Annotated in this window: 29 protein-coding genes; 9 read left to right on the top strand and 20 right to left on the bottom strand. The window is 72.3% G+C overall.

What is annotated here, in order from left to right:
- Positions 1 to 17 precede the first annotated feature (17 nt).
- From Q9S36_RS25575 to Q9S36_RS25545, 7 genes are all read right to left on the bottom strand, one after another.
- On the bottom strand, positions 18 to 119 hold the full coding sequence (locus Q9S36_RS25575) for a 30S ribosomal protein bS22 (protein ID WP_008356322.1): 102 nt from the start codon (positions 117 to 119) through the stop codon (positions 18 to 20).
- A gap of 102 nt (positions 120 to 221) precedes the next feature.
- Complete coding sequence (locus tag Q9S36_RS25570; RefSeq protein WP_156385092.1) at positions 222 to 428, bottom strand: helix-turn-helix domain-containing protein; 207 nt, start codon at positions 426 to 428, stop codon at positions 222 to 224.
- A gap of 196 nt (positions 429 to 624) precedes the next feature.
- The gene (locus Q9S36_RS25565) at positions 625 to 1,806 is read right to left on the bottom strand and encodes an acetoin utilization protein AcuC (RefSeq protein ID WP_311287651.1); all 1,182 of its coding nucleotides are present in this window, start codon (positions 1,804 to 1,806) and stop codon (positions 625 to 627) included.
- A 70-nt stretch (positions 1,807 to 1,876) separates the two neighbouring features.
- Positions 1,877 to 2,449, bottom strand: coding sequence for a hypothetical protein (locus tag Q9S36_RS25560; RefSeq protein ID WP_311287650.1), 573 nt, complete (start codon positions 2,447 to 2,449; stop codon positions 1,877 to 1,879).
- On the bottom strand, positions 2,436 to 2,942 hold the full coding sequence (locus Q9S36_RS25555) for a SigE family RNA polymerase sigma factor (protein WP_311287649.1): 507 nt from the start codon (positions 2,940 to 2,942) through the stop codon (positions 2,436 to 2,438). Before Q9S36_RS25555 ends, Q9S36_RS25560 begins: the two co-directional genes overlap by 14 nt.
- A gap of 61 nt (positions 2,943 to 3,003) precedes the next feature.
- A complete protein-coding gene (gene proC / locus Q9S36_RS25550; protein WP_311287648.1) occupies positions 3,004 to 3,804 on the bottom strand; it encodes a pyrroline-5-carboxylate reductase in 801 nt (266 codons plus the stop codon).
- Positions 3,805 to 3,833: 29 nt separating this feature from the next.
- Entirely contained in the window at positions 3,834 to 4,769 is a 936-nt protein-coding gene (locus Q9S36_RS25545) for a proline dehydrogenase family protein (protein WP_311287647.1), read from the bottom strand.
- Between the two features lie 83 nt (positions 4,770 to 4,852).
- Here Q9S36_RS25545 and Q9S36_RS25540 point away from each other — a divergent pair, with 83 nt between their 5' ends.
- The 3 genes from Q9S36_RS25540 to Q9S36_RS25530 are packed head-to-tail and all read left to right on the top strand — an operon-like array spanning position 4,853 to position 6,929.
- Positions 4,853 to 5,764, top strand: a complete 912-nt coding sequence (locus Q9S36_RS25540; protein WP_311287646.1) for an ABC transporter ATP-binding protein — start codon at positions 4,853 to 4,855, stop codon at positions 5,762 to 5,764.
- Positions 5,761 to 6,528 carry a hypothetical protein gene (locus Q9S36_RS25535; RefSeq protein ID WP_311287645.1) on the top strand — a complete coding sequence of 256 codons (768 nt, stop codon included), beginning with the start codon at positions 5,761 to 5,763 and terminating at the stop codon, positions 6,526 to 6,528. The genes Q9S36_RS25540 and Q9S36_RS25535 overlap by 4 nt, the downstream gene beginning before the upstream one ends.
- Before the next feature lie 32 nt (positions 6,529 to 6,560).
- The gene (locus Q9S36_RS25530) at positions 6,561 to 6,929 is read left to right on the top strand and encodes a hypothetical protein (RefSeq protein ID WP_311287644.1); all 369 of its coding nucleotides are present in this window, start codon (positions 6,561 to 6,563) and stop codon (positions 6,927 to 6,929) included.
- On the opposite strand, the gene Q9S36_RS25525 is transcribed toward Q9S36_RS25530, so the two are convergent.
- The 6 genes from Q9S36_RS25525 to Q9S36_RS25500 all read right to left on the bottom strand — a co-directional run bounded on the left by Q9S36_RS25525 (position 6,910) and on the right by Q9S36_RS25500 (position 12,571).
- Complete coding sequence (locus Q9S36_RS25525) at positions 6,910 to 7,647, bottom strand: ABC transporter permease (protein ID WP_311287643.1); 738 nt, start codon at positions 7,645 to 7,647, stop codon at positions 6,910 to 6,912. The genes Q9S36_RS25530 and Q9S36_RS25525 overlap by 20 nt on opposite strands.
- A gap of 64 nt (positions 7,648 to 7,711) precedes the next feature.
- Entirely contained in the window at positions 7,712 to 8,431 is a 720-nt protein-coding gene (locus tag Q9S36_RS25520; RefSeq protein WP_311287642.1) for an ABC transporter ATP-binding protein, read from the bottom strand.
- 63 nt (positions 8,432 to 8,494) lie between these two features.
- On the bottom strand, positions 8,495 to 10,123 hold the full coding sequence (locus Q9S36_RS25515) for a heme peroxidase family protein (RefSeq protein ID WP_311287641.1): 1,629 nt from the start codon (positions 10,121 to 10,123) through the stop codon (positions 8,495 to 8,497).
- A 63-nt stretch (positions 10,124 to 10,186) separates the two neighbouring features.
- Positions 10,187 to 10,801 (bottom strand): TetR family transcriptional regulator, encoded by a 615-nt coding sequence (locus Q9S36_RS25510; RefSeq protein ID WP_311287640.1) that lies wholly within the window; start codon positions 10,799 to 10,801, stop codon positions 10,187 to 10,189.
- Between the two features lie 19 nt (positions 10,802 to 10,820).
- Positions 10,821 to 11,612 (bottom strand): sugar phosphate isomerase/epimerase, encoded by a 792-nt coding sequence (locus Q9S36_RS25505; protein ID WP_311287639.1) that lies wholly within the window; start codon positions 11,610 to 11,612, stop codon positions 10,821 to 10,823.
- A 14-nt stretch (positions 11,613 to 11,626) separates the two neighbouring features.
- Positions 11,627 to 12,571, bottom strand: a complete 945-nt coding sequence (locus Q9S36_RS25500) for a Ppx/GppA phosphatase family protein (RefSeq protein WP_311287638.1) — start codon at positions 12,569 to 12,571, stop codon at positions 11,627 to 11,629.
- A 26-nt stretch (positions 12,572 to 12,597) separates the two neighbouring features.
- On the opposite strand from Q9S36_RS25500, the gene Q9S36_RS25495 reads away from it, so the two are divergent.
- The 3 genes from Q9S36_RS25495 (at position 12,598) to Q9S36_RS25485 (ending at position 14,773) form a co-directional block, all read left to right on the top strand.
- Positions 12,598 to 13,359 carry a hypothetical protein gene (locus tag Q9S36_RS25495; protein ID WP_311287637.1) on the top strand — a complete coding sequence of 254 codons (762 nt, stop codon included), beginning with the start codon at positions 12,598 to 12,600 and terminating at the stop codon, positions 13,357 to 13,359.
- An 81-nt stretch (positions 13,360 to 13,440) separates the two neighbouring features.
- Complete coding sequence (locus tag Q9S36_RS25490; protein ID WP_311287636.1) at positions 13,441 to 14,079, top strand: VOC family protein; 639 nt, start codon at positions 13,441 to 13,443, stop codon at positions 14,077 to 14,079.
- A 10-nt stretch (positions 14,080 to 14,089) separates the two neighbouring features.
- Complete coding sequence (locus tag Q9S36_RS25485) at positions 14,090 to 14,773, top strand: class I SAM-dependent methyltransferase (RefSeq protein ID WP_311287635.1); 684 nt, start codon at positions 14,090 to 14,092, stop codon at positions 14,771 to 14,773.
- Here the strand turns inward: Q9S36_RS25485 and Q9S36_RS25480 are convergent.
- A complete protein-coding gene (locus tag Q9S36_RS25480) occupies positions 14,770 to 15,810 on the bottom strand; it encodes a LacI family DNA-binding transcriptional regulator (RefSeq protein ID WP_311287634.1) in 1,041 nt (346 codons plus the stop codon). The two genes, Q9S36_RS25485 and Q9S36_RS25480, sit on opposite strands and share 4 nt — an antisense overlap.
- 521 nt (positions 15,811 to 16,331) lie before the next feature.
- Here Q9S36_RS25480 and radA point away from each other — a divergent pair.
- Both radA and disA read left to right on the top strand, forming a co-directional pair.
- The gene (gene radA, locus Q9S36_RS25475; protein WP_311287633.1) at positions 16,332 to 17,726 is read left to right on the top strand and encodes a DNA repair protein RadA; all 1,395 of its coding nucleotides are present in this window, start codon (positions 16,332 to 16,334) and stop codon (positions 17,724 to 17,726) included.
- A gap of 63 nt (positions 17,727 to 17,789) precedes the next feature.
- Positions 17,790 to 18,872 (top strand): DNA integrity scanning diadenylate cyclase DisA, encoded by a 1,083-nt coding sequence (gene disA / locus Q9S36_RS25470; protein WP_311287632.1) that lies wholly within the window; start codon positions 17,790 to 17,792, stop codon positions 18,870 to 18,872.
- 353 nt (positions 18,873 to 19,225) lie between these two features.
- On the opposite strand, the gene Q9S36_RS25465 is transcribed toward disA, so the two are convergent.
- Genes Q9S36_RS25465 through Q9S36_RS25455 form a run of 3 tightly spaced genes read right to left on the bottom strand, consistent with a single transcriptional unit; the run spans position 19,226 to position 20,709 of the window.
- On the bottom strand, positions 19,226 to 19,585 hold the full coding sequence (locus tag Q9S36_RS25465; RefSeq protein WP_311287631.1) for a hypothetical protein: 360 nt from the start codon (positions 19,583 to 19,585) through the stop codon (positions 19,226 to 19,228).
- Between the two features lie 5 nt (positions 19,586 to 19,590).
- A complete protein-coding gene (locus tag Q9S36_RS25460) occupies positions 19,591 to 19,836 on the bottom strand; it encodes a hypothetical protein (RefSeq protein WP_311287630.1) in 246 nt (81 codons plus the stop codon).
- Positions 19,837 to 19,890: 54 nt separating this feature from the next.
- The gene (locus tag Q9S36_RS25455; RefSeq protein ID WP_311287629.1) at positions 19,891 to 20,709 is read right to left on the bottom strand and encodes a hypothetical protein; all 819 of its coding nucleotides are present in this window, start codon (positions 20,707 to 20,709) and stop codon (positions 19,891 to 19,893) included.
- Positions 20,710 to 20,777: 68 nt separating this feature from the next.
- On the opposite strand from Q9S36_RS25455, the gene Q9S36_RS25450 reads away from it, so the two are divergent.
- Positions 20,778 to 21,662: an A/G-specific adenine glycosylase gene (locus Q9S36_RS25450; protein WP_311287628.1), complete on the top strand. Its 885-nt coding sequence runs from the start codon at positions 20,778 to 20,780 to the stop codon at positions 21,660 to 21,662.
- Positions 21,663 to 21,764: 102 nt separating this feature from the next.
- Here Q9S36_RS25450 and Q9S36_RS25445 read toward each other — a convergent pair whose 3' ends face one another.
- The 3 genes from Q9S36_RS25445 to Q9S36_RS25435 all read right to left on the bottom strand — a co-directional run.
- A complete protein-coding gene (locus tag Q9S36_RS25445; protein ID WP_311287627.1) occupies positions 21,765 to 24,338 on the bottom strand; it encodes an ATP-dependent Clp protease ATP-binding subunit in 2,574 nt (857 codons plus the stop codon).
- Positions 24,339 to 24,456: 118 nt separating this feature from the next.
- Positions 24,457 to 25,017: a basic secretory protein-like protein gene (locus Q9S36_RS25440; protein ID WP_311287626.1), complete on the bottom strand. Its 561-nt coding sequence runs from the start codon at positions 25,015 to 25,017 to the stop codon at positions 24,457 to 24,459.
- 21 nt (positions 25,018 to 25,038) lie between these two features.
- Positions 25,039 to 25,793: hypothetical protein (locus Q9S36_RS25435; RefSeq protein WP_311287625.1), on the bottom strand; the 755-nt coding region annotated here is incomplete at its 5' end.

Genomic DNA, 25,793 nt, shown 5'->3' with positions numbered 1-25,793 from the left:
CCATGGGCGAGGAGGTGTTACTTGCCGAGCTTGCGGCGCTGGACGCGCGTCTTCTTGAGCAGCTTGCGGTGCTTCTTCTTGGCCATGCGCTTGCGCCGCTTCTTGATGACAGAACCCACGGTGAGACCTTTCCTTTCGGCCGACGCTCGTCGGCCGGACCCGCACACCCTACTTGGCAGGGGTGTGCAGTGCGGAATCGAGTCCGGGCGGGCCCCGCAGGCTCAGCCTGCGTTGTAGAAGCTCTTGCGGAGGTACTCGTTCACGTCGTCCTCGGTGACGCGGAAGGAGCGGCCGACGCGGACCGCGGGCAGCTCGCCACCGTGCACGAGCCGGTAGACCGTCATCTTCGAGACGCGCATCTTGGCCGCGACCTCGGCGATCGTGAGGAAGTGTGCCTCGGACATGTCGCCAGGGGTGTTCTCAGCCATGGTGTGTGCACCGATCCTTCTCGCGGCGACGGCGCCGGCTTCCGCGCCGGCGTCACAGGCGTGCCGCTAACGACTGAGATTAGGGCTCGCGTGACGCGTGGGGAAGAGGAATGCCAGAGAAACTTGTGGGACTCGCGGCGTGTCGGTTTGATTCTTTACCGTCCCGACCTTTGTGGCGACCTCCGCGCCGGTCTCCTCAGGGCAGCGGGTCGAGGCCGTGCAACGGGAAGACCTCCATCCGGGTGGCGTGGATCGCGCGGTCCAGCCAGGTCTCCGGGTCGTAGCCGCCGGACCAGTCCCGGTAGGCCGGCGTACGACCGTCGGTCATCCGGTGCGGCGCGCTCGCCCCGAGCACCTCCTCGACGTAGGCCCGCCACCCGGGAGGCGTCGGGGTGGTCGGCTCGAGCGGACGCCCCGAGGCGATGGCGAGCAGGTGGGTCCAGGCCCTCGGCACCACGTCCACCACGGAGTAGCCACCGCCGCCGGTGACGACCCAGCGCCCGTCGGCGACCTCGTGGGCGAGGTCGTGGAGGGCGAGGTACGCCGCGCGCTGCCCGTCGACGCTGAGCATCATGTGGGCGAGCGGGTCGTTCATGTGCGAGTCGCAGCCGTGCTGGGTGACCAGCACCTGGGGCCGGAACTCCCGCAGCAGCGGGGGTACGACGGCGTGGAAGGCACGCAGCCAGCCGGCATCGGCGGTGCCGGGCGGGAGCGCCACGTTGACGGCGCTCCCCTCGGCGCCGGGGCCGCCGGTGTCGGTCGGGAAGCCCGTGCCGGGGAAGAGCATCTGACCGGTCTCGTGCAGCGAGATCGTCAGCACCCGCGGATCGTCGTAGAAGATCGCCTCGACCCCGTCGCCGTGGTGGACGTCGATGTCGACGTAGGCCACCCGCTCGACGCCCTCGGCGAGCAGTTGCGTGATGCCCACCGCGACGTCGTTGTAGATGCAGAACCCGCTGGCCCGGTCGGGCATCGCGTGGTGCAGCCCACCGGCGATGTTCACCGCGTGCAGCGACTCCCCGCTCCAGACCTGCCGGAACGCCTCGAGGCTCGCGCCCACCACGTGGGCGCTGGCGAGGTGCATGTCCTTGAAGACCGGGTCGTCCTCGGTGCCGAGCCCGCGTGCGGGGTCCTCGAAGCCCGGCGTCGCGCCGGCGCGGGTGACCGCGTCGATCAGGCCCTGCTCGTGGACGGTGGCGATCTGCTCGTCCGTGGCCACCGGTGCGTCGACGCGCTTGATCCCGTCGAGGACACCGAGCTCCTCGGCCAGGCGCATGGTCAGGTCGACCCGGATCGGCGACATCGGGTGCGTGGGTCCGAAGTTGTACTCCGTGAGCGTCTGGTCGAAGACGACCGACGTGGGTCCCGCGCACTCCATGTGGCGGACGTTACTCCGGCTCCGGGCATTCGCCGACCAGTGGTCCGTCCGTGAGCACGGTCGTCCGCGGTCAGCTCAGGCGCCCGGTCCGGGCGAGCGAGGTCATCTGCTCGACCGTGATCGACGGGGAGGCGAGGCCGGTGAGCGCGCCGCCCCACCGCTCGGGCGAGCTGACGAACATGCTCACGTCGCCCGTCGCGGGGTCCTGGCCGACCCACACCTCGGCCGACGCGCCGCTCTCCAGCTCGACCGGCCGGGCCCAGCCCGGCAGCTTGCCCGGGTCGTAGACGCGGAGGAACTGGTCGTCGAGGGGCACCTCGTCGGCGCCCCGCTCGTAGGTGAACGTCATGCCGGCGAGGGTGAACGTCTCGGTCACCGTGTCCGCCGGGGTGCTCGTGGCGGACGGGGTGCGGCTGGGTGGCGCGGTCGCGGCGCCGGGCGTCGTGGGCTGCGGGTCGCCCGTCGAGCCGAGCACGAGCACGGCGGCGGCAACGGCGCCGGCGGCCGGCAGGGCCACCCAGCCCGGGGCCGCCCACACGGGACGGGTGCGCACCCGCGGCACCGCGGCGTCGTACGTCACGCCGCGGGTGTCGTCCTCGAACGCCTCACGCAGCTGTCGGGTCAGGTCGTCATCGGTCAGCACTGGTCTTCTCCCTCTCACTGGTCAACGCGGCCCGGAGGCGGTCCAGGGCGCGTGCGGTCTGTGACTTGACGGTGCCCGTCGAGCAGCCGAGCGCCGCGGCGGTGTCGGCGACGCTGAGGTCGTCGAAGTAGCGCAGCACCAGCACCGCGCGCTGGCCGGGCGGCAGCTGCCGGACGGCCGCGACCAGGAGCTCCCGGTCGGCGAGCCCGTCCGTCACGGGCACGGCGACGTCGATCTCCAGCGGCGCCTCGCCGAACCGCCGGCGCAGCAGCCGCCACCGGTCCCGGGCGAGGTTGACCACCACGCGCCTGGCGTACGCGTCGGGATCGCGTCGCGCCGCCGACCACCTCCGGGCCGTGCGCAGCAGGGCCGTCTGGACCAGGTCCTCCGCGTGGCCGTGGTCCCCGCTGAGCAGGAGGGCGGTGCGGAGCAACCGGTCCGAGGACCCGCGGGCGAAGGCCTCGAAGGCGGCCTGGTCGGCCCGGTCGAGCATCGGGTGTCGTCTCGTCACACCCACCACAACTCCACCGGGGCTGCGGAGGTTGTCAGCCCCGTCAGGAACCCTCGGCCAGCTCGCGCGAGCGGTTGCGCGCGGCCTCCATCGCGGCGAGGAAGGCCGCACGGACCTTGTGGATCTCCAGCTCCCGCAGCGCCGAGGCCGTGGTGCCGCTGGGCGAGGTGACCTGCTCGCGCAGCACGACCGGGTGGGTCCCGGTCTCGCGGAGCATCGCGGCCGACCCGACCAGCGTCTGCACGACCAGGTCGGTCGCCGTCGCGCGTGGCAGGCCGAGGTGGACGCCCGCCTCGATCATCGACTCGACGACGAAGAAGATGTAGGCCGGGCCGGACCCGGAGATCGCGGTGACCGCGTCCATCTGCTTCTCCGGGATGCGGAGCACCTTGCCCGTGGAGGCCATCAGCGACTCGACCTCCGCGAGGTGGGCGTCGTCGCAGTGGGAGCCGGGTGAGATCGCCGCCATCCCCTCGTCGACGAGCGCCGGCGTGTTGGGCATGACCCGGACGACGGCGACGCCCTCCGGCACGCGCGACTCGATGAAGGACGTCGTGATGCCGGCGGCGAGGGACACGACCAGCTGCCCGGCACGCAGCTCGGGCGAGATCTCCTCGAGGACGTCGCCCATGTCCTGCGGCTTGACGACGAGGGCGACGGTGTCGGCCTTCGCCGCGGCTTCGCGGTTGGAGACGACGGCGACGCCGTAGCGCTCCTCGAGCTCTCGGGCCCGCTCGGCCCGCTTCTCGCCGACCATCAGCTGGTCGACGCGGCGGCCGGCGCGCACCAGGCCGGACAGCAGGGTCTCCCCCATCACGCCGGCGCCGATGATCGCTGTGCTCATGCGGTCAATCTATCGGCTGGAGGTCGGACCTACTTCTTGCTGACCAGCGACCGCAGGAAGAACGCGAGGTTCTGCGGCTTCTCGGCCAGGCGGCGCATGAGGTAGCCGTACCACTCGGTGCCGTAGGGGATGTAGACGCGGACCGTCTCGCCCGCGGCAGCGAGCCGCTTCTGCTCCTCCGGGCGGATACCGTAGAGCATCTGGAACTCGTAGGTGCCCGGCCGGCGGCCGAAGCGGCTCGCGAGGGAGGAGGCGATCTGCACCATCCGCGGGTCGTGGGTGGCGATCATCGGGTAGCCCTGGCCACCGAGCAGCACCTTCAGGCAGCGGACGTAGGACTTGTCGATCTCGACCTTGTCCTGGAAGGCGACCTCCTCGGGCTCCATGTAGGCGCCCTTGCAGAGACGCACGCGGGAGCCCTCGTAGGCGAGGGCGCGGCAGTCGGCCTCGGTGCGGTGCAGCATCGCCTGCAGCACGGCACCGGTCTCGGGGAAGTCCTTGCGGAGCTCGCGCAGGATGGTGAGCGTCGAGTCGGTGGTGGTGTGGTCCTCCATGTCGAGGGTCACCGTCGTGCCGGCGTTGCGGGCGGCACGGCAGATGTCGCGGGCGTTCTCGAGCGCGACCTTGTGGCCGTTGTCGGGCAGGAACTGCCCGATCGCGCTCAGCTTCACCGAGACCTCCGCGTGCGGGGCCAGGCCCTTCGCGGACAGGTCGGCCAGCAGCTCCTTGTAGGCCGCGACGGTGGCGTCGGCCTGCGCGGCGTCGGTGGTGTCCTCACCGAGGTAGTCCAGGGTGACCCGGAGCCCGTCCTGCACGAGCGTCGAGGTGGCGGCCACCGCCTCGTCGGTGCCCTCACCGGGCACGTAGCTCGTCACGATCCCGCTGGAGACGGGCATCGTCGAGACGAGCTTCTTGACCCCCTCGCTGCGGGCGAGGAGGAGGATCGGCTGGCGGAGCAACGACATGGAGCGAAGGCTACGCCGATCCCCACCGAACCTTCACACCTCCTCCACCCCTCCCGGCGGGGTGTTCTCCTAGCGTCGTCGCCATGATCAGCGTGCGCGGCCTCACCAAGGTCTACGGCAGCATCCGGGCGGTCGACGACCTCTCCTTCGACGTGGTGCCCGGGGCCGTGACCGGGTTCCTCGGCCCCAACGGGGCCGGCAAGTCCACCACGATGCGCATGGTCGTCGGGCTGGACCGCCCGACGGCCGGCACCGCGACGGTCGGCGGCCGCGCGTACGCCGACCTCCCCGCGCCGCTGCGGGAGGTCGGGGCGCTGCTCGACGCGGGCGCCATGCACCCGGGCCGCACCGGCCGGTCGCACCTGGCGGTGGCGGCGCGCACCCACGGCATCGCGCTGCAGCGCGTCGACGAGGTGCTCGAGCAGGTGGGCCTCGCCCACGCCGCCCGGCGACGCGTCCGCGGCTACTCCCTCGGCATGCGGCAGCGGCTCGGCATCGCCGCCGCGCTGCTCGGCGACCCGCAGGTGCTCCTGTTCGACGAGCCGGTCAACGGCCTCGACCTCGACGGCGTCCGATGGATCAGGACGCTGCTGCGCGGGTTCGCCGACGAGGGCCGCACGGTCCTGGTCTCCAGCCACCTGATGAGCGAGGTGCAGCTCGTCGCGGACCGCGTCGTGGTCATCGGCGACGGCCGGCTGGTCGCCGATGCGACCGTCGCCGAGCTCCTCGGCCGGTCGGGCGGACAACGGGTGCGGGTCCGGACGCCGCGCGCCGACGACCTGCTGGGCCACCTGCCGGACCACGCGGTCGTCGAGCGCACCGGCACCGGGGAGCTGGAGGTCGCCGGGGTCGGCGCGGCCGAGGTGGGCGACCTCGCCCACGCGATCGGCGTACCGGTGCACCACCTCTCGGAGGTGGAGCAGTCGCTCGAGCACGCCTACCTCACCCTCACCGGCCAGCAGGTCGACGCCCTCCCGGAAGGACTCCCCCGATGAGCCCCGCCCTCGCCCTCGCCCGCACCGGCCGCGCCGAGTGGTCCCGCATCTGGACCGTCCGCTCGAGCTGGATCTTCGCCGTCGCCCTCGCCGTGGTGGTCGTCGGGTTCGGCGCCGTCATCGGCCACGACGCGGCCGGTGACCCGTCGGGCGTCACCCCGGGCTCCACCGCCTGGGACGGCATCCGCTTCACCGGGATGTTCGCCCTGTTCGGGCTCGTCGCCATGGCTGCGGTGGTCGCCACCGCCGACCACGCCACCGGAGGGATCGTGCCGACGCTGCAGTGGACCCCTCGGCGGGGGCTGCTGCTGACCGCCCGCACCGCGGTCGTGGCCGCCACCACCACCCTCGTCGGCCTGCTGTCCATGGCGGCCGGGGCGGTCGTGGTCTGGACGTTCGTCCCGCACCTCGGCCTCCCGCCGGGCGACGGGCTCGCCCTCGCCGGGGAGATGGGCGTCGTGCTGCTCTGCGGGACCCTGCTCGGGGTCGGGCTCGGCCTCGCGTCCCGCAGCTCCGCCGCCTCCCTCGTCCTGGCGATCGCGCTGCTGCTCGTCGGGCCGCTGCTGCTGACCCAGCTCCCCTACCAGTGGACCCTCACCACCGCGACGCACCTGCCCGGCTCCGGCGCCCTCTTCCTCATCTTCGGCGAGGGCCCGAGCGACGACATGACCACGACCTCGGCACGCGTGACCATGGCGGCGTGGGCCCTCGCCGCCCTGGCCGCGGGCGGGTGGCGGCTCCTCGCCACCGACGCCGACCGCTGACCCCCTCGACCACCCACCTACCGGAGGACATCGTGACCACTGCCCGCTCCCGCTACCTGCTCGCCCTCGGCGTCTCGCTCCTGACCGTCCTGTTCCTGCTCTTCGGCTACGGCGCGCTGGGCATCGTCGGCGACGGTGACCGTGACGCGATGTACCTCCTCGCGCCCGCGGTGGCCCTCGTCGTCGCGGTCGCCACCCGGTTCCGGGCCGGCGGGATGGCCGCCGCCCTCGCGGCGGCGTCGCTCACCACGGTCGTGGCGGGCGTGGTCGCCGTCGTGCTGATCGCGACCGACCGCGAAGAGGCCTCGCTCATCGACGTGGTCGGCATCTCCGGGATGTACGCCGTCCTCTTCGCGGTCGCGGCGTTTCTGTTCACCCGGGTCAGGGCGTCCGGCGCCTGAGGGTCGCCGCCCCCAGACCGAGCGAGGCCAGCGCGAAGCAGGCCACGACCGCGACCGAGCGCCAGATCGCTCCCGTGTCGGCGGCGCCGACGAGCTCCTGCATCGCGTCGACGGCGTACGACATCGGCAGCACGTCGCTGATCGCCTCGAGCACGCCGGGCATCGCCTCGCGCGGCACGAACAGGCCGCACAGCAGGATCTGCGGGAGGACGAACGCCGGCATGAACTGGACGGCCTGGAACTCGGTGGTCGCGAAGGCGCTGACCAGCAGGCCGAGCGCGGTGCCGAGCACGGCGTCCGCCACGGCGACCACCCCGAGCAGCCAGACCGATCCTTGCACCTCGAGCCCGAGCAGGCCCACGCTCACCGCCACGGCCAGCGCCGACTGCACGGCGGCCAGCAGCCCGAAGGCGAGCGCGTAGCCGACCAGGAAGTCGAGCTTGCCCATCGGCATCGTGAGCAGGCGCTCGAGGGTCCCCGACGACCGCTCGCGCAGCGTGGTCACGCTCGTCACGAGGAACATCACGATGAACGGGAACATCGCCAGCAGCCCCGGGCCGAACCGGTCGAAGAGGTCGCCGGGGAGGTCCTCGAACATCCACCACAGCAGGCTGATCAGCACGCACGGGACGACGAGGAGCATCGCGAGCGTGCGGTGGTCGCGGCGCACCTGCGTGAGCACGCGACCCGCGACGGCAAAGGTGATCCTGGGGTTCATCTCGGGGTCCCTACAACGTTGTCCGGGGGAGCGCAGCGGAGGAGGAGAACGTCGTGGGGTGAGTTCATGACGCGGGCTCCGTGTCCTCGACGAGGTGCAGGAACGCCGCCTCGATGTCGGCGGTCCCCGTGCGCTCGCGGATCTCCTCCGGCGAGCCGTCGGCGATGATCCGGCCCTCGCGCATGAGCAGCAGCCGGTGGCAGCGCTCGGCCTCGTCCATCACGTGGCTCGACACGAGCACGGCAGCCCCGCCATCGGCGATGCGGTGGAAGAGCTGCCACAGGTCCCGGCGCAGGACCGGGTCGAGGCCGACCGTCGGCTCGTCGAGCACCAGCAGGTCGGGCTTCCCCAGCAGGGCGACCGCCAGGCCGGCCCGGCTCCGCTGCCCTCCCGAGAGCCGGCCCACGACCTGGTCGCGGTGGTCGTCCAGCGCGACCGCGGAGACCGCCTCGTCCACCGAGGCGCGGTCGACGCCGAGCACCCGGGCGAAGAACGCGAGGTTCTCCGCGACCGTCAGGTCGTCGTACACGCTCGCTGCCTGGGTGACGTAGCCGATCCGGTCGCGCAGCGACGCGCTGCCGGCCGGCTCGCCCAGCACCTCGACCGTGCCCGAGCGGACCTGCTGCGCACCGACGATGCTCCGCATGAGGGTGGTCTTGCCGCAGCCGCTGGGCCCCAGGAGCCCGGTGACGCCCGCGGGGACGTCCAGCGAGATGCCGGGCAGCACCTCGCGCTCACCTCGTACGACGACGAGGTCACGCACCTCGATGACGTTTTTCATCATGTGTTGAATTGTGCGCCCGCCACCGCGCTCGCGTCAACCGCCCCGTGCTCAGTCGCCCCGAGCTCAGTCGCCCAGCGGGGCGAGCAGCGCCTCCTGCCCCTCGAAGGCGAACAGGAGCAGGTCGGTCATCCGGAACCGGCCGTCCTTCTCGCCCAGGTCCGGCGTGAAGCCGGGGGTGCGCACGATGGAGTGCGTGCTGCCCTCCATCGCCCGGTGGAAGGTCTCGGCGACCAGCCGGGCGCCGACGCCGGTGAGGGTGCCGCCGTTGAGCTCGGCCTCACGGAGCACGTAGAACCACAGCGGCGTGTCCTTGAGGAACGCGTCGAGCTGCGCCCCGGTCAGTCCGTCGAGCGTCGCCGACCCCTTGCCGCCGGCTCCGTCCCGCAGCTGGGCCTTCGTCAGCGTGCTGACCGCGACGCCCCGCGACCGGAGCAGGGCGGCCATCTGCTGGCCGCTCGCCAGCCGCAGCATCCGGCCGCGCAGGAGGTTGCGGAAGGCGAGGTTGGCGCGGATCGTGCCCTCGTCGGCGCCCGTGCCCCCGAACGAGCCGATGGGCAGCCGCGCGAGCGGGTCCACCAGCCGGGTGTCGATGCGGCGCGCCAGGTTGAGCTCGCCCGGCGGCGGCTTGAGCTCGCGGTGGCCGATCTGGGCGAAGCGGTACAACCGCCGCCAGTCGGCGATCCAGTTGGACGGCAGCGTCGGGTTGCCACCGAGGTCCCCGCTCGTGCCGGAGAAGAAGAAGAGCAGGTCGAGCGTGCCGGAGCCGCTCGGGAAGCGGGCGTTCCAGTCGTAGCCCTCGCGGATCATCGAGTGACCGATCCGGAAGGCGGCGACCGAGAACTCGATCGGCATGGTGGGCATGCTCAGCGGGTCGGCGCCCGGATCGACCACCTTGCGGCCGTGGGTGAACACGTCCCTCACGACCGAGGCGTCGCAGATCCTCGGCAGGTAGTCGGTGCGCAGCATCCACTGGTAGTGCAGCACCACCTTGCGGCGGGCCTTCTCGAAGCGCTCCGCCGCCGGCGTGGCGGGTCCGAGCCCGGCCACGACCCGGTTGTGGAAGCGGATCATCGCGGCGTGGGTCTGGGCGACGACGAGGTTCTCGTCGTTGCGGAAGTCCGGGATCGCGGCCCTCCGCTTCTCCGCGGCGGTGCCGGTGCCGACCCGGGGCAGGTCGAAGCCCACGCGGGCCTGGTCCCGCCCGATGCGCGTGGTCCTGCCGACCTTGAGCCGCGTGCGGTCGGCCTCGTAGAAGCCCGCCGAGACGGGATCGAGCGGCCCGAATCCGTACAGGCTGTCGAGGTCGAGCGTGGGCGAGCGGCCCTGGAGCAGCGCGGCGGGTGAGATGTCGTCGCCGAGGGCGACGGTCGTGGCGTCGAAGGTCAGGTCATGATCGACGAACTGGCCGAGGTAGGTGTACCCGGCCGGGATCGTGCCGTCGACCTCCGAGCCGCCGGTCATCGCGAGGGCGACCTTGCGCAGGGTCGCCTCGGGAAGGCGTACGCCCCTGGGCCCCAGTCGCGAGAAGCGGAAGGTGGGCGCGGGCTCGAGCGCGGGGCCGCTGGCGGCCGTGGTGTTGGCACGGGCGGTGACGGGCGGGACCGCGGCGGAGTCGGACCCCACCACCCCCTCGCCCTCGACGAAGAAGCTCTCGCGACCGTGGCGAGGCGTCCGTCCTGGGGTGGGTGACATGCCCCAAGAGTGCTGGGCCGGGGACCCGCGGCGCATCCGTGGACTGCGGATCCCCCGAGCGGACTAGACGGGTCGGACGACACCGGCGGCGAGGTCGCCGGTGAGGTAGTGCTGGATCACCGGCCCCATCCGCGCCACCAGGTCCTCCGCGGGCATGACTGCCATCGGCGGCAGCGCGAGGACGTAGCGGGCCACGATGAGCCCCAGCACCTGGCTGACCACGAGCGGGATCCGGACGTCGGGCTCGTCGGCGACGAGCCGGGCGAGCACCGGGCCCACCACGACGGGGATGAACCCCTCCTTGAGCAGCTGGCCGCCGTCCTCGTCGAGCACCGACCTGACCACGGCGAGGAGTCGCACCTGGATGTCGGGGTCGTCCCACACCGACAAGAAGGTGCGCAGCAGGCGCTCCCCCGCGCCGTCCGGCCCCATCTGCACCACCGGCGCGAGCAGCTCACGCGGGTCCACCGGCATCTCGAGGGCGGCGAGGAACAGGTTGTCCTTCGTGCCGAAGTAGTGGTGGACGAGCGCCGGGTCGACGCCGGCGGTGGACGCGACGGCGCGGATCGTGGTGGCGCGGAAGCCCTTCTCCGCGAACGACGCCCGCGCCGCGTCGAGGACCTGCGCCCGAGTGTCGGGGGCGCCCGGACGACGGCCGCGGGACGTGCGCGTGCTCATCCGGTCCCCGGCAGGACGCTCACCGCGCGGTCACCCCGAGGTGCGCGCGGGCGAACTGCAGCGACTCGGCGAGGTCGGCCTCGCGCTCGGCGCGGCCGGCGGCGCGACGGGTGTTGATCTCCAGCACGACGTGCCCGGAGAAGCCGGTGCGGGCGAGGTGCTGCAGGAACTCATCGGCCTTCATCACGCCACGACCCGGCACGAGGTGCTCGTCCTTGGCCGATCCCGTGCCGTCGGTGAGGTGGATGTGGCGCAGGCTCTCGCCCATCCGTTCGGCCATCTCGATGACGTCGCTGCGCGCGATCGCGGCGTGGGAGAGGTCGATCGTGGTGTTGGCGTAGTCCTCCGCGCTGGGGTCCCAGCCCGGGAGGTACATCTCCATGCCGCGGCGGGAGGAGGCGCGCCAGGGGTACATGTTCTCCACCGCGAAGGCGATACCGGTGCGCGCCTCCAGCGAGGCGATGCCCTCGACGAAGCCCGCGGCGTAGTCCTTCTGCCAGCGGAACGGCGGATGCACCACGACCACGTCGGCGCCGACCGCCTCGGCCATCTCGGCCGAGCGCTCGAGCTTGCCCCAGGGGTCGGTGCCCCACACCCGCTGGGTGAACAGCAGGCACGGCGCGTGGACCGCGCAGACGGGGACCTGGTGGTGCTCGCTGAGCTTCTTGACGGCGTCGACCTGCTGGCTGAGCGCGTCGATGCCGACCATCACCTCCACGGCGTCGTACCCGAGCGAGGACGCCCAGCCGAAGGCGTGCGCCGTCGACTCGGGGTACACCGAGGCGGTGGAGAGGCCGATCGTGGGGGCCATGCCTGATCCCATCGTCAGCGGGGCCGGGTCACGACGGAGATCTGGTCGAGCCGCTCGAGGATGACGCCCTCCCGCAGCGCCCACGGGCAGATCTCGAGCTCGGTGAGGTCGAAGATGTCCATGCAGGCCTCGGCCACCAGCGCGCCCGGGACGATCTGGTGCGTGCGGCTCGGCGACACGCCCGGCAGGTCCGCGAGCTCGTCGGGCGAGAGCTCCATCAGCTTGGGGATCCAGTCCGAGAGGGTCTCCAGCTCCAGCACGCGCGGCACGAGCGGCCCCTCCGCGCTGGGCGCGGCGCCGCAGATGCGGGCGAGCGAGCGGAACGTCTTGGAGGTCGCGGCCGCCTTGTCGGGCGCACCGGGACGCAGGAGGTGCCCGGCGTCGCGGGCGATCTCGGCGCGGATCTGCTTGCGCAGCTCGCGGATGTCGTCGTCGGACGGGCGGTCGCCGTCGAACCACATGCGCGCCATCCGGGCCGCGCCCAGGGGCAACGACCACGCCACGTCGGGCGCCTCGTCGGTGCCGCCTGCGATCTCCAGGGACCCGCCACCGATGTCGAAGACCACCAGCCGGCCCGCCGACCAGCCGAACCAGCGCCGCACGGCCAGGAAGGTCAGCCGTGCCTCGTCCTCACCCGAGAGCACCTCGAGGGCCACGCCGCTGTGCTTCTCGACGTGCGCGAGGACGTCGTCGGAGTTCACCGCGTCGCGCACGGCGGAGGTCGCGAAGCCCAGCATCTCCTCGCAGCCCTTGTCCTCCGCGGTCCGCATCGCCGACGCGCAGAAGTCGGTGAGCGCCTTGATGCCCTTCTTCGTCACCGCGCCGTCCTCGTCGAGGTGCTCGGCCAGGCGCAGCGGCTGCTTGTGGGAGGACGCCGGCAGCGGGGCCGCCCCGCCGTGCGCGTCCACCACCAGCAGGTGGCCGGTGTTGGAGCCGATGTCGAGGACGCCCAGGCGCATGCCCCCCAAACTACTAGGCTCGGTGCGTGCCCGAAGTCGACCTCGTCTTTCCCCGCGCGTATGTCGAGTTCGCCGATCCGGCCGACGAGACCCAGGTGTTCAGGTGCGACCTCACCTGGTTGACGTCGTCCTACACGTGCATCTTCGGGCGCGGCTGCCAGGGCATCTACGCCGACACCCCCGACGTCGGCTGCTGCACGCTCGGCGCGCACTTCGCCGACAAGGCCGACGAGAAGCGGGTCGCCGGCTTCGTCGCCCAGCTCACCCCGGCCGACTGGCAGTTCCACCCACGGCGGGCGGTGCGCCGCGCCGACTGGGTCGAGACCGACGACGACGGCGAGCGCAAGACCCTGGCGATCACCCACGAGGACCAGCAGGCGTGCGTCTTCCACAACCGCACCGACTTCGCCGGCGGGGCCGGTTGTGCGCTCCACGGGCTGGCGCTGCGCCAGGGCCGCAACCCGCTCGAGACCAAGCCGGACGTGTGCTGGCAGCTGCCGATCCGCCGCCAGTTCCGCACCGTCGAGGTGCAGGACGGGACGTCGTACACCGAGGTGTCGATCGGCGAGTACGACCGGCGCGGCTGGGGTCCGGGCGGGCACGACCTCGACTGGTACTGCTCGGGCAACACCGAGGCACACGTCGCCCCGGAGCCCGTCTACGTCACCCACGAGGCCGAGCTGGTCGAGCTGATGGGCCCGCAGGGGTACGCCGAGCTCGTCCGCCACTGCGACGCCCACGTCCGGTCCCGGTCGGCGCTCGCCCTCCATCCCGCCGACCCGCGCTGACGGTGCGCGCGGGTTTTCTCGACGTCAAGAGAACACGACCCCGGTGTGGCGATCTCCGGGTACCCGGCTCACAATCTCTGCATGCGCCTGGACCACGTCAGCTTCGCCGCCGGACCTGATGGACTCGCCAGCACCGCCCAGCGCCTCGGGGGGCTGCTCGGCACGGACTTCCTCGACGGAGGGGTCCACCCACGCTTCGGCACCCGCAACATGATCCTCCCGCTGGCCGACGACACCTACCTCGAGATCGTCGAGGTGCTCGACCACCCGGCCAGCGACAAGGCACCCTTCGGCCAGGCCGTCCGCGCCCGCTCGGCGCTCGGCGGCGGCTGGCTCGGCTGGGTCGTCTCCGTCGACGACATCGCCCCGATCGAGACCCGCCTGGGCCGCGAGGCGGTCAAGGGCAACCGCCACCGCCCCGACGGCACCGAGCTGGTCTGGCAGCAGATCGGCGTCAACGGCCTCATCTCCGACCCGCAGCTGCCGTTCTTCATCCAGTGGCAGTCGCCCGCCGAGATGCACCCGAGCAACGGCGCGACGGGCGACTTCTCCCTCGCCTGCCTCGAGATCGCCGGCGACCCGCAGCGCGTCAGCGAGTGGCTCGGCGAGACCGTCGAGGCCCCGCTGGAGGACGTCAAGGTCGAGTGGGTGGCGCCCAACGGCACCCCCGGCATCGTCGCGGTCCAGATCCAGACGCCGAACGGGCTCGTCCGCCTCTGAGGGTCTGGCCTTGAGGGCTCGCCCGTCCCCGAACATCTGGAACACCCCTGAGCTCTACGAGCTCGAGAACCGCGCCGCCGACCCGCACGACCGCATCGTCTCCGCGATGCGCGAGCTCGGCGACTGGGCGGGCCGCACCCTCCTCGACGTCGGCTGCGGCAGCGGCTTCCACCTGCCGCTGTGGGCGACCACCGCGGAGCGTGTCGTCGGCGTCGAGCCGCACCCGCCGCTGGCGGCGCTCGCGCGACGGCGTACCCGGTCCCTCCCCCACGTGACGGTGCTCGAGGGCACCGCGCAGGCGCTGCCGCTCCCGGACGCGTCCGTCGACGTCGTGCACGCCCGCTGGGCCTACTTCTTCGGGCCGGGGTCGGAGCCGGGGCTGCGCGAGCTCGACCGGGTCGTACGCCGCGGCGGCACCGCCTTCGTGATCGACAACGACCCGACCCGGTCCACCTTCGGCCGCTGGTTCCGGCGAGGCTTCCCCGAGGTCGACCCCGTGGCGGTGGAGCGGTTCTGGTCGCGGCAGGGATGGCGACGCCGACCGATCGACATGGGCTGGTCCTTCACCTCGCGCGAGGAACTCGAGGCGGTGGTGAGAATCGAGCTCCCGCCCGAGGCCGCCGAGGAGGCGCTCGCCTCGCACTCCGGCACCGAGGTCGACTACGCGGTCAACCTCTGGTGGCGCGAGTTCTAGCTCGACTCGCGGATCGCCAGCGTCGGCGTGAGCAGGACCCCGCGCTCCTCGACCTGCTGGTGCGACAGCAGCGCCCGCAGCGCCTTCACGACCTCGACGGCGACGTCCTCCAGCGGCTGGCGCACCGAGGTGAGGCCGACCGGGAACACCTGCGCCACCTGGGAGTCGTCGAACCCGACGACCGCGATGTCCTTGCCGGGCGCGAGCTGCCGGATCCAGAGCGTGTGGAGCACGCCCATGGCCAGGGTGTCGGAGGCGCACACGAAGGCCGTCGGGCTGGACTCGTCGAGGAGCACCGCGGCCGCCTCGGCACCGCTGTGCACGACGTCCTCCACCCGCGAGGCCAGACCCGTGGTCGAGAGGCCGTTGGCGTGCATCGTCTGCACCCAGCCCGAGCGCCGGTCCTCGCCGATCGGGGAGTCCTTGCGCCAGCCGATCCACGCGATGCGGGTGTGGCCGCGGTCGATGAGGTGCTGGGTTGCCAGCCGGATGCCCGCCGCGCCGTCGACGTCGACCCAGACGTGGCGGGCCTCGTCGTCGTCCCACGGCCGGCCGAACGCGACGAACGGCGCACGCTGCTGGCTCAGCCAGGCGGCCTGCGGGTTGCCGAGGTAGGTGTCGGTGACGACGAACGCGTCCACCGCGGTCGAGCGCAGCAGGTTGTCGTAGCCGCCGACGGGGTCCTCGTCGTCGCCGGGGAAGAGCAGGACGTGGTAGCCGACCTCCTCGCTGGCCTCGACGAGCGAGTGGACGAAGCGGTCCATCGCGGCGTTCGCGGTGCCCTCCTGGGCCGGGGCGAAGCGCAGCCCGATCAGGGAGGAGGTCCGGGTGCGCAGGTTGCGGGCGGCACGGTTGGGCGAGTAGCCGAGCTCGGCGATCGTCTGGCGGACCCGCTCGAGGGTGTCGGGTCGGAGCAGGTCGGGGTTGTTGACGGCGTTGGAGACCGTCTGGCGGGAGACGCCCGCGCGCTCGGCGACGTCGGCCAGCGTCGGCGGCGTCACCGGCAGCTGGCTGCCGATCCTCTCGCTGCGCCCCATGCCGCAACCCCCTTGATCGATCCAAGGCCGCCAGCATAAGCCGACCCCGACACGCCAAATGGAGGAAGGGCCCTCGCGAGTATGAGTCGCAAGGGCCCTCCGGTGACCGGATCGTGTGACGACCTCCGGTCGACGGCTGTTCCCCGATGGTCCCCGCGGCCGCGTCACCCAGCCACGTCGGCCGGCACGCCGGAGCGTCCCGCCCGGATGGACCCTCGTCTCCGAGCCATCCCGCCCACCCGTGAAGGTCGGCGTGGGAGAAGTTCTACGGCGTGCACCGGGCACCGCGCAAGAGGTACGGCGGGCCCCGATCGCGCCGGGTCGGCTGTCCACCGTCTGTCCACGGATCGGCGCGCGTCGTCCCCAGCCGGACGCCGTACGGTCCACAGGATCCGGGCACGATCCACAGCCTGGGGGGCCACCTGTGGACACGTGGTCCAGACCGGTTTCCGCTCGGTCGGCCCTCCCCTCCCGGTGACGCCTCCCCGAGGATGTCGGTGGCCTCGCCTAGCGTGACGGCCATGTCGACGAAGGCGAGACCGCGCTCCACCTACCGCTGCTCCGAGTGCGGGTGGGAGACCGCCAAGTGGGTCGGCCGCTGCGGCGAGTGCCAGGCGTGGGGCTCCGTCGCGGAGGCGGGCGCCCCGACGCTGCGGGCCGCGGCCGGACCGGTCTCGACGCCCGCGGTGCCGATCGGCCAGGTTGCGATCTCCGAGTCGGTGGCGCGCTCCAGCGGCGTGCCGGAGCTCGACCGGGTGCTCGGCGGCGGCCTCGTCCCCGGCGCCGCGATCCTGCTGGCGGGCGAGCCGGGCGTCGGCAAGAGCACGCTGCTGCTCGAGGTGGCCGCCCAGACCGCGCGCACCCGCCAGCGCACCCTCTACGTCACCGGCGAGGAGTCCGCGGCCCAGGTCCGGCTCCGCGCCGACCGCACCGGCGGCGTCCACGACGAGCTCTTCCTCGCCGCCGAGACCGACCTCGGTGCGCTGCTCACCCACATCGAGGAGGTGCGCCCGACCCTGCTGGTGGTCGACTCGGTGCAGACGATCGGCGCCTCCGGCATCGACGGGGTGCCCGGCGGGGTCACCCAGGTCAAGGAGGTGGCGGCCGCCCTGATCCGGGTGGCCAAGACCCGCAACATCACCACCATGCTCGTCGGCCACGTGACCAAGGACGGCTCGATCGCCGGCCCGCGCGTGCTCGAGCACCTCGTCGACGTGGTCCTCCACTTCGAGGGCGACCGCAACTCCCGGTTCCGCATGGTGCGCGCGATGAAGAACCGCTACGGCCCGGTCGACGAGGTCGGCTGCTTCGACCTCTCCTCCGAGGGCATCCAGGCCGTCACCGACCCCACCGGGCTCTTCGTCGAGCACCACACCCAGGACGTCTCCGGCACCTGCGTGGCGGTCACCATGGAGGGCCGCCGGCCGTTGCTCGCCGAGGTGCAGGCCCTGCTGACGCCCTCGCCGCTCGAGCGCCCGCGGCGCACGGTCTCCGGCGTGGAGTCCTCGCGCGTCGACATGGTCCTCGCGGTGCTGCAGCGCCACGCCCGGCTGCGCATCGCCGGCAGCGACACCTTCGTCGCGACCGTCGGTGGCGCCAAGCTCCACGACCCGGCTGCCGACCTGGCGATCGCCGTCGCCGTCGCCAGCTCCCACCTGGGCGTCCCGGCGCCGCGCGGGGCCGTGGCGATCGGCGAGATCGGCCTGGCCGGCGAGCTGCGCCGGGTGCGCGACCTCCCCCAGCGGATCTCCGAGGCGGCCCGTCTCGGGTTCAAGGTCGCGGTCGTGCCGCGCGGTCGGGCGCTGTCCGGCGAGCGCGGCATCCCGAGCCACCGGATGGTCGACGGGCTGCGGGTGATCGAGGTCGACGACGTCTTCGGCGCGCTGCTCACGCTCGAACTCACCCCTCCGCTCTGAGCGGGGCCCCTACACTTCACCCGGACGGTGCACGGGGGTGCGCCATGTGAAGGTGGAGGACCGGTGGCAGAGCGCATCGACGAGCAGCTCCGGCTGCGCGCGACCCTGGCGTCGATCGCACCCGGTACGCCGCTGCGTGACGGCCTCGAGCGGATCCTGCGCGGCCGCACCGGTGCGCTGATCGTGCTGGGCCTGGACAAGACCGTCGAGTCCATCTCGACCGGCGGCTTCACCCTCGACGTCCCGTTCACCGCGACGGGCCTGCGCGAGCTCGCCAAGATGGACGGCGCCATCGTGGTCGACAAGGACATCACCCGGATCCACCGCGCGGCCGTGCACCTGATGCCCGACCACACCATCCCGTCGGAGGAGACCGGCACCCGCCACCGCACCGCGGAGCGGGTCGCCAAGCAGACCGGCCACCCGGTCATCTCGGTGTCGCAGTCGATGCAGATCATCGCGGCCTACGTCGGCGACATCCGCCACGTCCTGGAGGACTCCGGCAAGATCCTCTCCCGGGCCAACCAGGCGCTGGCCACGCTCGAGCGCTACAAGCTGCGGCTCGACGAGGTGTCCGCGACGCTGTCCGCGCTGGAGATCGAGGACCTGGTCACCGTGCGCGACGTCGCCGTCGTCGCCCAGCGCCTCGAGATGGTCATCCGCATCGCCCGCGAGATCGAGGACTACGTCCTCGAGCTCGGCACCGACGGGCGCCTGCTGTCGCTGCAGCTCGAGGAGCTCGTCACCGGCGTCGACGCCGAGCGCGAGCTGGTCGTGCGCGACTACCTCCCCGGCGGGCGTCGCCGGCCGACCAACCCCCAGACCCAGCTCGCCGAGCTCGAGGCGCTCTCGCCCACCGAGCTCGTCGACCCGGCCTCGGTCGCCCGGGCCATCGGCCTCGGTGGCGCCGAGCACCTCGACGCCGCCGTCGCCCCTCGCGGCTACCGCCTGCTCGCCAAGGTGCCGCGCCTGCCCGCCTCGGTCGTCGACCGGCTCGTCGAGCACTTCGGCGGCCTCCAGCAGCTCCTGTCCGCCGGCATCGACGACCTCCAGGCCGTCGAGGGCGTCGGCGAGCTGCGGGCGCGCAGCGTCCGCGAGGGACTCTCCCGGCTCGCCGAGTCCAGCATCACCGAGCGCTACATCTGAGACACGCCTCGCGGGAGGGCGACCACCGCCACACGTGTCCGACTTCTGGCCCCCGGACCGCGTCGCCAAGGGCCACAACCGCCACACGTGTCCGACTTCTTGCCCCCAGATCGCGTCACCAAGGGCCACAACCGCCGCACGTGCGCGTACGCCTCTGCCCGGGGCCACAACCGCCACACGTGTCCGGCGTATGGCCCCTCGACCCCACCTCCAAGGGCCACATCCGCCGCACGTGTCCGACTTCTCGCCCCCGGATCGAGTCAGCAAGGGCTACAACCGCCACACGTGTCCGACTTCTGGCCCCCAGATCGCCTCGCCAAGGGCAACAACCGCCGCACGTGCGCGGCGTACCCTCAGCCCGCCACCAGCCCGACGGCCGAGGCGAGGTTGAGCAGCACGAACCCGGCGGCGACGGCCACCGCGATCGTCGCGGGGAGCCGCCCGCGCCGGTCGCCGGCACGGTCCGCACGTCGCGCGAAGTGCACGGCGACCACGGCGGGAAGGACGAACACCAGCAGTGCCGGCACCCCGGCCACGACCATGACCCACCACGACGCCGCCTCGTCGCCGCCGGGCGGGTGACCGAGCGCCGTGGCGAGGCCCTCGCCGACCGCGAACGCCAGGCCGAACGTCGGCACGAACCCGAGCAGCGACCACCACGCGCGGCGTACGTCGGCGAGGGCGATGGTGCGCCGGACGTCCAGGGTCTCCATCGCCCTCACCCCAGCGCCACGACGAGGACCACGAAGGCGAGCACCGCGACCAGGGCGAGCACCACTCCGAGCTCGGCCCGCCCCTGGCGGGCACTGCCGCGCGACCAGTAGTAGCCGACCGGCACACCGACGAGACCGACCGGGAGCCACACCAGCCCCAGGACGCGGGCCCAGTCGGGCGGGCCGATGCCGTCCCCGAGGCTCAACGCATAGGCGTAGGCGACGGCGAGCGTGAACACGGTGCTCAGCACCAGGGTGACGGTCCCCGCGGACGTGCGGGGCCCGGCAGGCCGAAGGGCCCGAGGTCATCCCTCGGAGTTGCCGGAGCCGTCCTCGCCAGGCGTGTGCGTGGTGTCGCCGTCCGTGCCCTTCTTGCCCTTCTTCCCCTTCGTGCCGCCCTGCTGCGGGTCGGCCGTCTGGGTGATGACACCCGGTTGCGGGGCGACCAGCTCGAACTGGACGTCGGTGCCCTCGCCGCCCAGGGCGGCCGCCTCGACGTGGTAGAACCCCAGGCGCGCCCACTCGGTCCGACCGGAGCACGTCTCGTCGGAGCGCTTGGCGTCCTTCCACGTGACCACGACCGGCGTGTCGACGGCCTGGCGGACGACGACGTCCTGGACCGGGATCGCGGCGGGGCACTCGCGCGAGCTCCAGATGAAGTCGCTGCCGCTGGTGATCGTGACCGTCATCGTCTCCGGGGAGGTCTGCCACGTGCAGGCCTCGGCCGTGACCGTGCGCAGGTTGATCGTGATCGGCACGTCGGCTCCGCCGGCGGCCGAGGTGATCACCGGGGTCGCGACGATGTCGGAGTCGGCGCACGGGCCCGACGGCTCGGCCAGGACCGGCTCCGGGGGCGCGGTCTCCTGGTTCTTGCGACCCTTCTTGCCCTTGGCGCCGGTGGCACCCGGGTCGATCGTGGGCCCGGCGGTGGGGGCCGGTGAGGTCTCGACGGCGGCTCCGGCCTGCCTCGCCGTGCCGTCCTTGCCGTCCTGGGCGTCGGACGACCCGCCGAGCAGCCGGGCGAGCACCACGACCAGCAGGAGCGGCACCCCGAGCACGACGAGGCGCCGGGTCCAGTAGACGCGGGCCGGCAGCGGCCCCCGTGGTCGCACTGACGTCGCCATGGGGTCAGGGTAGGGAGCGTGGGCCCCGTCTCGGCGGAGGCGCACCGGCTCACCTACGATCGCCCGCGATGGACGACCTCACCCCCGGCGTGCTGCACGAGGCCGTGCTCGACTGGTACGACGACCACGCACGCGAGCTGCCCTGGCGCGGTGCGGACGCGTCGCCGTGGTCGGTGATGGTCAGCGAGCTCATGCTCCAGCAGACACCCGTCGCGCGCGTGCTGCCGGTGCACGCCCTGTGGCTCGAGCGCTGGCCGACGCCTGCGGACCTCGCCGCCGAGCCGACCGGCGAGGCGGTCCGGATGTGGGGCCGCCTGGGCTACCCCCGACGGGCGCTGCGACTGCACGCCGCCGCGGTCGCGATCGTCGAGCGGCACGGCGGCGAGGTGCCGTCGTCGTACGACGACCTGATCGCGCTGCCCGGCGTCGGTGACTACACCGCGGCAGCCATCGCGAGCTTCGCGTTCGGCCGTCGGCACGTCGTCCTCGACACCAACGTCCGCCGGGTGCTGGCGCGCGCCGTGGCGGGCCAGGAGCTCCCCTCCCCCGCGGTGACCCGCGCCGAGAGGGACCTGGCCACGGGCCTGCTCCCCGACGACCCGGCCACCGCGGCGACCTGGGCGGTGGCGACGATGGAGCTCGGCGCGCTGGTGTGCACGGCCCGCCAGCCTTCCTGCGACCGGTGCCCGATCGCCGAGGCGTGCGCCTGGCGCCGCGCCGGCTTCCCGGCCTACGACGGCCCGCCCCGCCGCGGGCAGGCGTGGGCCGGCACGGACCGGCAGTGCCGCGGCCGGATCATGGCCCTGGCCCGCGAGGCACACGCCTCGATCGGTCGCACCGAGGTCGAGGCGGCCTGGCCGCAGGCCGAGCAGCGGGAGCGCTGCCTGCAGGGGCTGGTCGCCGACGGCCTGCTGGCCGAGGTGGGCCCGGGCCGCTGGGCCCTCCCCTCCTGACCGGGCACTTCCTCGCGCTGAAATGCACCGACCGGGCGATTCCTCGCGCTGCTGCGCGAGGAACCGCCCGGTCGACGTGGTCTACCGCGAGGAAGTGCCCGGTCAGGCCTCGTTGGCCTTCGGCACGTCGGTCGGGCCGGCGGTGTCGTCGGGACCCTCACCGGTGGGACCCTCCACGACCGTCTCGAGCGGCGGCATGTCGGGCACCGTGGAGTTCTTCTGGCCACGGAAGGTGAACTTCGCCTCGACACCCTCGCCCTCGACGTCGACCAGGACGATCTGACCCGGGCCGACCTCGCCGAAGAGCATCTTCTCGGCCAGGACGTCCTCGATCTCGCGCTGCACCGTGCGGCGCAGCGGCCGGGCACCGAGCACCGGGTCGAAGCCCCGCTCGGCGAGCAGGTCCTTGGCCGCCTGGGTCAGCTCCAGCGACATGTCGCGGTCCTTCAGCCGCAGCTCCACCGCGTCGATCATGTTGTCGACCATCGCGATGATCTGCTCGCGCGACAGCGGCGGGAACACGACGATCTCGTCGACACGGTTGAGGAACTCGGGGCGGAAGTGCTGCTTGAGCTCCTCCGACACCTTGCTCTTCATCCGCTCGTAGGAGCCGGCCGCGTCGCCCGTCTGGCCGAAGCCGAGGTTGACGGACTTGGAGATGTCGCGGGTGCCGAGGTTGGTGGTCATGATGATCACGGTGTTCTTGAAGTCGACCACCCGACCCTGGGAATCGGTCAGGCGACCCTCCTCGAGGATCTGCAGCAGGCTGTTGAAGATGTCGGGGTGGGCCTTCTCGACCTCGTCGAAGAGCACGACCGAGAACGGCTTGCGGCGCACCTTCTCGGTGAGCTGGCCGCCCTCCTCGTAGCCGACGTAGCCGGGAGGCGAGCCGAACAGCCGCGACACGGTGTGCTTCTCCGAGAACTCGGACATGTCGAGCTGGATCAGCGCGTCCTCGTCGCCGAAGAGGAACTCCGCGAGCGTCTTGGACAGCCACGTCTTGCCGACACCGGACGGGCCGGCGAAGATGAACGAGCCACCGGGACGCTTGGGGTCCTTGAGCCCCGCTCGCGTACGACGGATCGCCCGGCTGAGCGCCTTGACGGCCTCCTCCTGGCCGATGACCCGCTTGTGGAGCTCGTCCTCCATCTTGAGCAGACGGGTGGACTCCTCCTCCGAGAGCTTCACGATCGGGATGCCGGTCGCGACGGCCAGCACCTCGGCGATGAGCTCCTCGTCGACCTCGGCGATCTCGTCGAGGTCACCGGCGCGCCACTGCTTCTCGCGCTCGGAGCGGCGGGCGGTGAGCTGCTTCTCCTCGTCGCGCAGGCGGGCCGCGGCCTCGAAGTCCTGCCCGTCGATGGCGGCCTCCTTGCGCTGGCGCACGTCGGCGATCTTGTCGTCGTACTCGCGCAGGTCCGGCGGCGCGGTCATCCGGCGGATGCGCAGTCGCGAACCGGCCTCGTCGATGAGGTCGATGGCCTTGTCCGGCAGGAACCGGTCGGAGATGTAGCGATCGGCCAGCGTCGCCGCGGAGACCAGGGCCTCGTCGGTGATGGTGACGCGGTGGTGGGCCTCGTAGCGGTCGCGCAGGCCCTTGAGCATCTCGATGGTGTGCGCGATCGAGGGCTCCTGCACCTGGATCGGCTGGAAGCGGCGCTCGAGCGCGGCGTCCTTCTCGAGGTACTTGCGGTACTCGTCCAGCGTGGTGGCACCGATGGTCTGCAGCTCGCCGCGGGCCAGCATCGGCTTGAGGATGCTGGCGGCGTCGATCGCGCCCTCGGCCGCGCCGGCACCGACGAGGGTGTGGATCTCGTCGATGAACAGCACGATGTCGCCGCGGGTGCGGATCTCCTTGAGCACCTTCTTGAGGCGCTCCTCGAAGTCACCGCGGTAGCGCGAGCCGGCGACGAGGGCGCCGAGGTCGAGCGTGTAGATCTGCTTGTCCTTCAGCGTCTCGGGCACGTTGCCCTTGACGATGTCCTGGGCCAGGCCAGCCACGATCGTGGTCTTGCCGACGCCGGGCTCGCCGATGAGGACGGGGTTGTTCTTCGTGCGGCGCGACAGGATCTGCATCACGCGCTCGATCTCCTGCTCGCGCCCGATGACGGGGTCGAGCTTGCCCTCGCGGGCCGCCTGGGTGAGGTTCTGCCCGAACTGGTCGAGGACCAGCGAGCTGGACGGTGCCTCGCCACCGGATCCGGAGGTCTGGGCGCCGGCCGTGGCCGACTCCTTGCCCTGGAAGCCGCTGAGCAGCTGGATGACCTGCTGGCGGACCCGGTTGAGGTCGGCGCCGAGCTTCTGCAGGACCTGGGCCGCCACGCCCTCGCCCTCCCGGATCAGGCCGAGCAGGATGTGCTCGGTGCCGATGTAGGAGTGGCCGAGCTGGAGCGCCTCGCGCAGCGAGAGCTCGAGCACCTTCTTGGCGCGCGGCGTGAACGGGATGTGGCCGGACGGGGCCTGCTGACCCTGGCCGATGATCTCCTCCACCTGGGCGCGCACGGCCTCCAGGGAGATGTCGAGGGACTCCAGCGCCTTGGCTGCGACGCCTTCACCCTCATGGATGAGGCCGAGCAGGATGTGCTCGGTCCCGATGTAGTTGTGGGAGAGCATGCGGGCCTCTTCCTGGGCCAGCACGACAACTCGCCGGGCTCGGTCGGTGAACCGCTCGAACATGTGCGCTCCTCTACGTCTGCGTGGTCCGCGGGGCCGACGCAGGCGCCGGGTTGCGAACACTGGGCTCAACGCCCGACCTCAGCCTACGTGTTCCCACCGCACACACGAGAGCGTCCGCTCACAGCGAACGACCCTCCGCGCTGCAGAGCTCCTCGTAGAGCCGGACCATCTCGTGCAGCGAGCGCCCGTCGGCGGTGAAGTCCCGCTCGGCGTAGGCGTCCCTCCGAAGCCGGTGCGCGAGCGTGGCGACCGTGCCGGGACTGCTCGCCTCGACCCAGGCGAGGAAGTGGGCCGAGGTCTGGTAGCCGGCCGTGGCGCGTCCGGGCTCGTAGTAGGCGAAGGACCAGGACGTGTCGAGCCCGAGCCGGTTCCGGGTGAGGTCGGCGATGCCCTCGACCAGCCAGCTCGTGTGCGGTCGGGCACGCCGTCGGCGGAGGTAGGCGTGCGACAGCTCGTGGACCACGGCTCCCGCGTCGTCCGGGTGGTCGGCGAACCACTGCTCGTGCAGCGTGATCGTCGTACCCGAGCAGGAGGCGGGGTGGTCGGCCACCCGTACGACGCGCACCCGGACGCGCGGGAGCGGCGGAGCGATCCCCACGATCGCCGCCACGTCGGGCCCGAGCTCGGCCACCAGCGACTCGGCCCACGCGCGGATCACGGCTCGACGGCTGAACCCCACCGTGCGCCCCTCAGCTCGACGTCAGGACCGGACGTGGCGCAGCGTCAGCGTGATCCCTGCGTCGATCCGGTAGAACACGAACGGCTTGCCGTAGCGGACGCGCGAGTGCGAGACGTTGAACCCGGGGACCCGCGCGCCCTTCTTCAGCACGATCTTCGTGCCGTAGCCGTGGTACCAGTCCTGGATCGGCGTTCCGGCGCCCGCGATGGTCGTCCGCGTGGCGTAGGGCGTGATCAGGTCGTCCCACTCCAGCGCGGGGATCTCGAGGGGGCGCTCGTGGCGCTGCAGGGCGATGCGGACGGCGGCCACGTAGCCCGTCTGGAACGGGATGCTGACCTCCTCCCGAGCGGTGGCGTCCTTCACCCGCAGCTTGACCAGCTGCAGCCGAGCCGGGTAGCGCAGCGTCGGGTTGTGCTCGTCGTTGGTCGAGTCCCAGCAGTCCTGCCGATAGGAGAAGGTGTAACGACCGGAGGCGGGAAGGCGGTAGAACAGCGACTCGGGCTGCGGGACCTCGCCATCGCGCCCGGTGAGCACGAGGTCCTCACCGGTGTCACAGCCGTCAGGCTTCAGGCTCGTCACGACAGACACGCGGTCGCCCTTCTCGCCGCGGAAGACGAGGTCGATCGGCTCGTCCCAGCTGGTCTGCGCGACGGGGCCGTCGCCGTAGGCGACCTCGACGGTGCGGGTCGCCGGGGCCGCCGGCCCAGACGCCTCCGCCGGCAGGGTGGCGAGGCCGCCGCCGGCCAGGGCCGCGAGCGTGGTGAGTGCGCCGAGGA

It is taken from the genome of Microbacterium sp. ARD31 (assembly GCF_031844425.1).
This window is presented reverse-complemented; position numbering and strand designations above follow the sequence as displayed.